9 protein-coding genes are annotated in these 9,809 nt (G+C 60.5%); 4 read left to right on the forward strand and 5 right to left on the reverse strand.

Annotated elements, in window-relative coordinates; all coding sequences use genetic code 11:
* Positions 1-274 precede the first annotated feature (274 nt).
* The 3 genes from ribA to EYC95_RS26760 are packed head-to-tail and all read left to right on the forward strand — an operon-like array spanning position 275 to position 2,108.
* Positions 275-892: a GTP cyclohydrolase II gene (gene ribA, locus EYC95_RS26750; RefSeq protein WP_027924335.1), complete on the forward strand. Its 618-nt coding sequence runs from the start codon at positions 275-277 to the stop codon at positions 890-892.
* Positions 889-1,308: an MFS transporter gene (locus EYC95_RS26755; protein ID WP_131063002.1), complete on the forward strand. Its 420-nt coding sequence runs from the start codon at positions 889-891 to the stop codon at positions 1,306-1,308. Before ribA ends, EYC95_RS26755 begins: the two co-directional genes overlap by 4 nt.
* A complete protein-coding gene (locus EYC95_RS26760; RefSeq protein ID WP_131063003.1) occupies positions 1,308-2,108 on the forward strand; it encodes a cobalamin-binding protein in 801 nt (266 codons plus the stop codon). The genes EYC95_RS26755 and EYC95_RS26760 overlap by 1 nt, the downstream gene beginning before the upstream one ends.
* Before the next feature lie 110 nt (positions 2,109-2,218).
* Here EYC95_RS26760 and EYC95_RS26765 read toward each other — a convergent pair whose 3' ends face one another.
* The 5 genes from EYC95_RS26765 to EYC95_RS26790 form a co-directional block, all read right to left on the reverse strand.
* On the reverse strand, positions 2,219-4,102 hold the full coding sequence (locus EYC95_RS26765) for a TonB-dependent receptor domain-containing protein (protein WP_131063004.1): 1,884 nt from the start codon (positions 4,100-4,102) through the stop codon (positions 2,219-2,221).
* 163 nt (positions 4,103-4,265) lie between these two features.
* A complete protein-coding gene (gene dxs, locus EYC95_RS26775; RefSeq protein WP_131063005.1) occupies positions 4,266-6,164 on the reverse strand; it encodes a 1-deoxy-D-xylulose-5-phosphate synthase in 1,899 nt (632 codons plus the stop codon).
* Positions 6,165-6,255: 91 nt separating this feature from the next.
* Entirely contained in the window at positions 6,256-7,158 is a 903-nt protein-coding gene (gene ispA / locus EYC95_RS26780) for a (2E,6E)-farnesyl diphosphate synthase (RefSeq protein WP_131063006.1), read from the reverse strand.
* Entirely contained in the window at positions 7,155-7,397 is a 243-nt protein-coding gene (locus EYC95_RS26785) for an exodeoxyribonuclease VII small subunit (RefSeq protein WP_007894317.1), read from the reverse strand. Before EYC95_RS26785 ends, ispA begins: the two co-directional genes overlap by 4 nt.
* A gap of 189 nt (positions 7,398-7,586) precedes the next feature.
* Positions 7,587-8,729, reverse strand: coding sequence for a Fic family protein (locus EYC95_RS26790; protein ID WP_131063007.1), 1,143 nt, complete (start codon positions 8,727-8,729; stop codon positions 7,587-7,589).
* A 277-nt stretch (positions 8,730-9,006) separates the two neighbouring features.
* Between EYC95_RS26790 and EYC95_RS26795 the strand changes: the two genes are divergently transcribed.
* Entirely contained in the window at positions 9,007-9,798 is a 792-nt protein-coding gene (locus EYC95_RS26795; protein WP_131063008.1) for a YfaP family protein, read from the forward strand.
* The last annotated feature ends 11 nt before the right edge of the window (positions 9,799-9,809 follow it).

The following is a 9,809-nucleotide window of genomic DNA, read 5'->3' on the forward strand; positions in this document are numbered from 1 at the left end:
GCGTAATCATCGAGTGCTGCGCGAGCATATTCGTAGCCCACAGGTGCATGTTCCTTCCTCGCCGACAACTGACTTCCAGCGATATCAGTATGGAAGAGAAAGGAACGGACTACCTATATCGCGAGCAAGCTCGCTCCCACAAGGGGAAGTGGCGGGCCTGAGATCTAACTTTTTGATCGTTATGCCCCATAATTCAGCCTAAGCGTCTGCAGGAACCTGCTGTTACAATGCCGCCTCTGCGAATCTCCAGTACTTATTGATCAGGAGCACACCGGTGCCTGTCGTTTTTGTCGCCGCTTCCAAGCTGCCAACGCCTTTTGCGCAATTCACCATGCACGGCTTTCTCGATGAAGAAAACGGGCGCGAGCACGTGGTGCTGAGCCTGGGTGAGTTCGCCGACGGTGCCCCGGTACTCGGCCGGTTGCACTCCGAATGCCTGACTGGCGATGCCTTGTTCAGCCAGCGTTGTGACTGCGGTTCGCAACTTGAGGCCGCCTTGCAGGCCATCGCCCGTGAAGGCCGTGGCGTGTTGCTTTACCTGCGCCAGGAAGGCCGTGGCATTGGCCTGCTGAACAAGATCCGCGCCTATGAGTTGCAGGATGGCGGTGCCGACACCGTTGAAGCCAACGAACGTCTGGGCTTTGCCGCCGACCAGCGTGACTACGCCATGTGCCTGCCGATGCTGGAACACCTGGGCGTGAAATCCCTGCGCCTGATGACCAACAATCCGCGCAAGGTCAAAGCCTTGACCGACATGGGCATCGTGGTTGCCGAGCGCGTGCCGCTGCACACCGGCCATAACCCACACAACAAACTCTACCTGGCCACCAAGGCCAGCAAGCTCGACCACATGATGGGCAACGAGCATCAGGGCGAGGCAGACCGGGCGTGACGCGCGGTCAGGTACGGCGGCGATTGTCTTTCAGCTGGTGGCAATACCTGGCCTTGGCCTTGCTGCCGCTGTTCGTGATCAATGGCGTGTTCGGCCAGGGCGAGGCGATTTTACCGGTGCTGGCGATGCCACTGATCATTGCCGGTGTCGCCTCGATGTTTGTCAGCCTGAAATTTTTTGGCGGCTACAAACACGCACTGATCGCCACCCAGAAAGCCCTCGATACCCCTGAAGAGCCCGCCGCCTGGATCACCCTGGCTGCCAAACGCCGCACGGCGTTGCTGGTCGCCGGCCTGCCGGCGTGGATCGGTGCGTTGGCGGTGTTCGTCGGCCTCGAAGCGGTGCCTTTGGTGTTGCTGGCGCTGTCGACCACGGTGCTGTTCTACCTCTACCGTATCCCGCGTCAACTCGGCTGATGTTTCGCGTCTGGCTGGCGGTGTTGCTGCTGGCCGTCAGCGGCTCGGCTGTTTCCGTTGAGCGTGTTGTCAGCCTCGCGCCTTCTCTCTCTGAAATCGTTGTCGAGCTGGGTTCCGCGGACCTTTTGGTCGGCGTGCTGGATGCCGGTGAGCGTCCCGTCGAACTCAAAGGTCTTCCATCGGTTGGCCGCTACGGCCAGTTGGACATCGAACGGTTGCTCAGCCTCAAACCCGATCTGTTATTGCTCTGGCCCGGCAGCGTCGGCCCGGCCCAGCGTGAGCAGCTCAATCGACTGAACATCCCCACGTATGTCGCCGAACCTCACAACCTCGAACAACTGACCGCGCAGATCGAAGCGATTGCCACACAGCTTGGTCGGCCTGAGCGTGGCGTTTTATTGGCCGCGCAATTACGCCAACGACTGGATGTGCTGCGCCAGCGTTATCGCCGGGATGAACCGTTGCGGGTGTTTTATCAGGTCTGGGATCGACCGCTGTACACCGTTGGCGGCGGTCAGATCATCAGTGATGCGCTGCAGGTGTGCGGGGCGCGGAATGTGTTTGCCGACCTGACATTGCCAGCGCCGCAGGTCAGCGTCGAGGCAGTGTTGCAGCGTAATCCCGAGGTGATTCTGGCCAGTGATCAGGCGCAGCTTGATGCGTGGAAAGCCTGGCCGCAGGTGGCGGCGGTGGTGCAAGGGCGGTTGTTGTTGGTGACGGATAAGGGGCTGGAACGGCCGAGCGGGCAGATGATCGAAGCGACGGCCAAGTTGTGCCATATCATCGCGCCGGACCGGTGAGACCGAGGTGCGGCCTTCGCGGGCAAGCCTCGCTTTACAGGTCCGGTGTGACCCTTGTAGGAGCGAGGCTTGCCCGCGAAGAGGCCCGTGCGAACACTACAAATTTCAGATCAAAATTCCGGCGTCCAGGTCACCCCAAACATCCACGCCCGACCTTCCTCGCGATACCCATACTGACTGCCGTCATGGCTGTACAGCGCCCGGCTGTACCCTTTGTCCAGCAGGTTATCGACCTTCAACTCAAGCTTGATCTCACGATTCAATTCCCAGCTGCTACGCAACCCCAGCAACGCATACCCGCCCAACGGCTGCTGATTGTTCTCATCGTCGTAGCTGCTGCTCACGGCCTGCCAGCTGGCGCCGAGCCCTAGCCGGTCGAACTGCCGATCCAGATCCAGGCTCAAGGTCCGCCGCGCCCGACGCGCCAGGGTGTGGCCGCTGTCGCGATCCCTTGGGTCGATGATTGCCACGCCGAGGTTGCTCTGCCAACCGAACAGTTCCTGTTTCAATGCCGCTTCGAAACCGTTGATCCGCGCCGATGCAACGTTCTGTGGCCGTGAATTGCTGCCAAAAATAATCGCGTCTTCAAGGTCGGTGCGATACAGCGAAGCTTCGAGACGGCTGGTGTCGGTCAATTGACTGCGCCATTGCAGCTCGTAGCTTTTTGAGGTCTCGGGCTTCAGATCAGGGTTGCTGAAATCCGGGTAATACAAGTCATTGAAGGTCGGTGCGCGAAAGCCTTCGCTGTAAGTCAGCAGCACGTCGTTGTCCGGGTTCAGCGGCAGCGTGAAGGTGGCGCTCCAGCTGTTCTGGCCACCGAACTGCTGGTTCTGGTCCCGGCGCAAACCCAGTTCCGTGGAGAAGCTGTCCGCCTGGTAGCGATGCTGGATAAACGCCGCGCGGTTCCAGCGGCTGTCCTCGTCGAACGGCGTGCTGCTGTTGATCCGGTCTTCGTACCAGTCGCCGCCGAGGATCAGGCTGTTGCGCTCATTCAGCGTCAGGTCGTTCTGCCAGTTCACCGAATCACGGTACGTATTGAACACGCTGCGTTCATCGCTGAGCTTGTCCAGTGTTTTCTCGCGGTTTTCGCTGTGACCGAATTCGACGCGGGTTTTCCAGAGGTCGTTGACCCGGGCATCGACGTAACTGCTGATGCTGCTCACGGCAAAGTCGCTGTAAGGCTGCTGCTGGAGCGATTCGAAAGTAGTGGCGTCGAAGCGCCCGAACGGATTGTCGAACTCGCTTTTGCCGCGGTTATCCAGCACGTTGGCGCCGATTTCGATGTCATCGGTGAGGGCATGGCTCAGGCTCAAACTCACTGACTTGTTACGGTACTCATCGTGATCGCCGTCGCTGGGATAGGACGCGTGGGTGCGATTGATGCCGGCTGTTTCATCGAGGCTGGCGCCGAGGTTGAAGCGGTTTTTCTCATCGCCGCCGGATAATCCGAGGCTGCGCTCCCAGGTCTGGTTGCTACCGAAGCCGACGTGCAGGCGCGGTTGCAGGCCTTGTTCGCCGCCACGCCGGGTGAAAATCTGAATCACCCCGCCAATCGCATCACTGCCGTAAATCACCGAACGGGAGCCGCGCAGCACTTCTACGCGCTCGACCTGTTCGATGTTGATGTGTTGCAGGTTGCTGTCGCCGGAGGTCGAGTTGCCGATGCGTTGACCGTCCACCAGCACCAGGCTTTGCGCCGACTTGGTCCCGCGAATGTAAATCCCCGGCAGGCTGCCGCGCCCACCGGTTTGCCCGACCTGCACGCCCGGCACCCGACTCAGCAAGTCCGTGACGCTGCTCGGTTGCAGGCGATCGATGTCCTCGCGGGTGAACACGGTGTTGGCGGCGCTGCTGTCGTTGCGTGCTTCGACTTGACGGTTGGCGCTGATCAGCACTTCGGGGAGTTTCAGGGCTTGATCGCGCTCGAAGGTGTCCGCCAGGAGTTGGCCGGCCGGCAGCAGGGTCAGCGTCAGGGCGAGGGGGGAGAGTTTCATCGGCAGTCCGTTGGTGCTTAAAGCGAACACAAATTTTGAAAGGTACAGAAAACCAATGTGGGAGCGGGCTTGCTCGCGAATGCGGTGTATCAGTCAACACTTATGCTGATTGATACACCGCATTCGCGAGCAAGCCCGCTCCCACAAGGGGTTTTGCATTTATTCAGATGTTCAGCAGTTTCAGGCGTTCACGCACCGAAGCTTCGATCCCGGCCTCATCCAGCCCACACTCGGCCAGCATCTGCGCAGGCTTCGCATGCTCGACGTAACTGTCCGGCAAGCCCAGGTGCAGAATCGATTTGAGGATGTTTTCACGCGCAAGGAACTCGCTGACCGCGCCACCGGCGCCGCCCATGATCGCGTTTTCTTCGATGGTCACCAGCAATTCATGGCTGCCCGCCATTTCGCGAACCAGTTCCTCATCCAGCGGTTTGACGAAACGCATGTCGACCACGGTCGCATCCAGTTTCTCGGCAACTTTCAGCGCTTCGGCCAGTTGCACGCCGAACACCAGCAGGGCGACTTTGCTGCCCTGGCGGCGGACCACACCTTTGCCGATTTCGATCGGTTGCAGGTCTTTCTCGATCGTTGCGTTCGGGCCACTGCCACGCGGGTAACGCACCGCGGCCGGGCCGTTGAACAAGTGACCGGTGGTGAGCATTTTGCGCAGTTCGTTTTCGTCGCTCGGGGTCATCACCAGCATGCCGGGGATGCAACGCAGGAACGACAGGTCGAAGCTGCCCGCGTGCGTCGGGCCGTCTTCGCCCACCAGACCGGCGCGGTCGATGGCGAACAGGACGTCGAGGTTTTGCACCGCGACGTCATGAATCAGTTGATCGTAACCGCGTTGCAGGAACGTCGAATAAATCGCCACAACAGGTTTCGCGCCTTCGCAGGCCATGCCGGCGGCGAGGGTCACTGCATGTTGCTCGGCAATCGCCACGTCGAAGTAACGCAGCGGGAATCGCTCGCTGAACGCCACCAGGTCGGAGCCTTCCTTCATCGCCGGGGTGATGCCCACCAAACGCGGATCAGACGCGGCCATGTCGCATAGCCATTCGCCGAACACGCCGGAATACTTCGGCCCGCTTGATTTCTTCGGCGCAGCGGCCGGCGCATCAACGGGTTCAAGCTTGGTGATGGCGTGGTAACCGATCGGGTCGACTTCCGCCGGGGCGAAGCCTTTGCCTTTCTTGGTGACGACGTGCAGGAACTGCGGGCCTTTGAGATCGCGCATGTTGCGCAGGGTGGCGATCAGGGTCGGCAGGTCGTGGCCATCGATCGGGCCGATGTAGTTCCAGCCCAGCTCTTCGAACAGCGTGCCGGGAACCAGCATGCCTTTTGCGTATTCTTCGGTGCGACGGGCGATTTCCCAGGCGCCGGGGAGGCGCGACAGGACCTTTTTGCTGCCTTCGCGCATGCTCGCGTAAGTGCGGCTGGACAGGATCTTCGCCAGGTAATTCGACAGCCCGCCGACGTTGCGCGAGATCGACATGTCGTTGTCGTTAAGGATCACCAGCATATTGGCGTTCACTTCCGGCGCATGGTTCAGCGCCTCGAAGGCCATGCCGGCGGTCAGAGCACCGTCGCCGATCACCGCAATCGCCTTGCGATCACTGTTTTGCAGGCGGGCGGCAATCGCCATGCCCAGCGCTGCGCTGATCGAGGTGCTGGAGTGGCCGACGCCGAAGGTGTCGTACTCGCTCTCGGAACGACGCGGGAAGGCTGCGACGCCGTCCTTCTGGCGCAGGGTGCCCATGCGCTCGCGACGGCCGGTGAGGATTTTGTGCGGATAGGCCTGATGACCCACGTCCCACACCAGCCGGTCGTCCGGGGTGTCGAAGACGTAATGCAACGCGATGGTCAGCTCGATGACGCCCAGGCCGGCACCGAAATGCCCGCCGGTCTGACCGACCGTGTAGAGCAATTCCAGGCGCAACTCATCGGCCAGGGTTTCCAGCTCGGCTTCGCCTAACCGGCGCAGGCCGTCCGGCGTGTTGGCACGGTCGAGCAGGGGCGTGGTCGGGCGCTTGCGGGGAATCTCATGAAACGTCGTGGGCATCAGGCGAATCGTTATAGGTATAAAAGATGCGGCAGTTTACCTGATGCATCGCCCCCTGCCCACGCGTTGCTCTTTTTTGGCGGATACGCTGTCAGCTGCGGCGTTCGACGATATAGCGGGCCAGATCGCGCAACGGCTCGGCGGCCGCGTCAAACGGTCGCAGCGCGTGCAGGGCCTGATCGCGCAGTTCCTGGGCGTAGGCCTTGGCCGCGTCCAGGCCAAGCAGGGCCGGGTAGGTCGGCTTGTCACGAGCGATGTCGGCGCCTTGGCGTTTGCCGAGGGTTTCGGTATCGCTTTCAACGTCGAGAATGTCGTCCTGCACCTGGAATGCCAGGCCGATGGCCTGCGCATACGTCTGCAAAGACTTCAGTTCGTCCTTCTCGGCGCGGCCGCTGGCCAAGGCGCCGAGTTTGACGCTGACTTCGATCAGCGCACCGGTTTTGTGCCGGTGCATGGTTTCGAGGGCTTTTTGATCGAGCTTCAGACCGACCGAACCGAGGTCGATGGCTTGACCGCCGACCATGCCGGCCGGGCCTGCGGCCAATGCGAGAGCTCTGACCATTTGCAAGCGGAGGTGATCGGAGGTGAGAGCAGCGTCAGCGTTGCTCAGTCGCGGGTCGAGCAGGGCGCTGAACGCCAGGCTCTGCAAGCCGTCACCGGCCAGGATCGCGCAGGCTTCATCGAATTTCTTGTGCGTCGTCGGCTGGCCGCGACGCAGATCGTCGTCGTCCATGGCCGGCAAATCGTCGTGCACCAGGGAATAAGCGTGAATCAGCTCTACCGCGCAAGCAGCCCCGTTGGCTTGTTCAGCCTTGCCACCGAGCGCTTCGCACGCCGCGTAGGCCAGCAGCGGACGCACCCGTTTGCCGCCATTCATCACGCTGTAGCGCATGGCTTCGTACAACCGCGCAAGCTCGGGGCTCGGCGCGGTGAACAGGGTTTCCAGCGCCGCGTTGACGCGGGCCTGGCTGGTCGCCGAATACGCTGCAATCATTCTGGCTGATCCGCGTCGAAGGGTTCCTCGGCCAGCTCGCCGTCACGCTCGAGCAGCACCTGAACCTTTTGCTCGGCCTGCGCCAGCGCCGCCTGGCAATCGCGGGTCAGACCGATGCCCTGCTCGAAAGCCGTCAGCGAGTCTTCCAGCGACAATTCGCCGTTCTCCAGTCGCTCCACCAGCGTTTGCAGGTCAGCGAGGGATTGTTCGAAATCCAGTGCAGCTTTTTTGCGGGCCATGGCGGCTATTTCCGGTTGACGTTAAACCGGCGCGACACTAGCAGACATGGGGGTTATGGGCAAATGAGCGGGGGTAATCGCTGTGGGAGCGAGCTTGCTCGCGATATAGGTGTGTCAGTCGACATATTGGTAACTGATAGTCCGCTATCGAGCAAGCTCGCTCCCACAGGGATGTGTAGCAGCAGGTCATTATGTTGATTGATCTGGGTAATTGATCTGATACCGAGTATTGCGTCCGCCTCCGGGAAGGCGTTTGAGACAGCCCTTTTCCAGCAGTTCAGCCAGATGACGAGTGGCAGTAGCCTTGGACACCTTCGCTACGGCCTGATACTGCGCCGCACTAATACCATTCTCGAAACCGCGTTCCCCTCCATCCACCAGGCGATTCAGCACTTTGGCCTGCTCGGTCGACAACTCAGACTGCCGATGCGTCTGCCAGAAACGCGCCTTGCCCAGCACTGATTCGATCCGCGCCATGCCTTGTTGCAAGCTGCGCGATAGAGTTTTCAGGAACCATTCCAGCCAATCAGTAACATCCGTCGTCGCTTTCTGGCTGGTTTCCAGTACCCGGTAATAGCCGGCGCGATCTTCAAGAATGCTCGCTGACATCGCATAGAAACGGATGGCCTGTGCCTCGCCCTGAGCCAGCGCCAGATCGGTGAGGGTGCGCGTCAGGCGGCCATTGCCATCGTCGAAGGGATGCAAGGTGACGAACCAGAAGTGCGCAATACCGGCCCGCAGCAATGGATCGAGCCCGTCCTGACTTCGGCTGGCTTCAAACCAGGCAAGGAACGTATCGAGTTGTTGCTCAAGGCCTTGGCGGGGCGGTGCTTCGAAGTGAACGGTCGGTCTGTCGAGGCGCCCTGAAACCACCTGCATGGGTTCATCGCCGCGCAATGCACCGACATGCATCAATCGGGCAGCGAGCTCAGTGTCCTGATCCGGAAACAGCCATTCGTTCCATTCCAGCAATCGCTCCAATGTCAGCGGTTTCGCAAAGTGCTGAGTGGCGTCGAGCATCAACTGCGCCAGTCCTTCGCTGCGCTGACTGACGTGATCGCCATCGATCTGTTCCAGACCCAAACGCCGCGCCAGCGAAGAGCGGACCGAGCCAACATTCAGCTGTTCACCCTCAATAGCCGAAGACGTCACGATGTTCTGCAATAACGCATCCAGTTCGTTCTGCGCGCTGAGTGAGCTACTCACGGAACTGGCCATGCCCATCAGCCGACCTTGCGCCTGCACGCATTCGCGCAGCATCGGCGTCAGGCGTTCAGCTTGCCAGTTGAAATTCGGCCAGTCGGGCTGTTGCCAGGTCCAGTGAGGTGCCATGAATTCAGGTGCTCCAGGGTCAATGAGCCGAATAATAGTCGTATTCGGCTCATTTTGTGAGCCGAATAAACTCGCTAATCGGCTCACAGCCCCAAATGTGCGTGATTTCGACCGCAAATGTAGATGTATCCGATTGTTAAAAAACTGCCGAATGGCTAACCTTCGCGCCTTCTACGACCCAATAGTCACGGGTCTTTCTGACGAAACGCAGTTTTTGGATCTGTAACGCGCCGAGGATCGGGCGCAGGGTTTCGTTATGCATGGCAGGAGGCGTCACATGCGTTCATTTCTTCTAGTGCTGATGGGGTGGGTCTGCGCGACCGCTGCCTGGGCCGAGCCGACGGCTGAGCTGTCGGAACCGGTCGGCGGCTGGCGCTATAACGGCCTGCTGGACCGCAGTGAATATCCTCACGTTGCCTATCCGACACCGCCCATCGACCGGGGTGTGCAGCGCAATCGCACGATGATCCAAGGCCAGCTCAAGGCCATCGGCACGCAACGCGGGCCGCACACGCTGGCCGTCAACGGCAACCCCCTGAATCTGTACACCGACGACCAGGGGCGTTTCGCCCGGCCGTATGCGTTCGGTGCGGGCTCCAACAGCGTCGAAGTGCGCAGTGCCGAAGGCAAATCCCTCAAGCGCGTTCAATTCTATGAAGCCAACAACCTGCGCACACCGGCACGGATTCGCGTGGTGCTGGGGTGGGACGATCCGAAAGCCGAACTCGATCTGCACATCATTACCCCAGACGGCCAGCATGCATTCTGGGCTCGCCCGGCGATGAGCAATGGCGGCGGCCTGGACCCGGACGGCGTCGATGGCCCGGGCCCGGAAATGTTCACCATGACCGCGCCGATGCATGGCACCTATCTGGTTTACGTGAACTATTGGGGCAACTTCGGCAGCGGCGGCTATAACTTCGATGAGACCAGCAACCAGAACGAGGTCATCACCTCGCAGATCAACCTGGTGCTCAACGAAAACACCGTCGACGAAAAACGCGAGACCTTCATCGTGCCCCTGCGCGCGATCGGTGACCTGCTGCTGGTCAAGACTTTCAACTATTAAACATCCCGCAC

Origin of the sequence: Pseudomonas sp. BGI-2 (assembly GCF_004310295.1) — a bacterium.
Taxonomy (GTDB): domain Bacteria; phylum Pseudomonadota; class Gammaproteobacteria; order Pseudomonadales; family Pseudomonadaceae; genus Aquipseudomonas.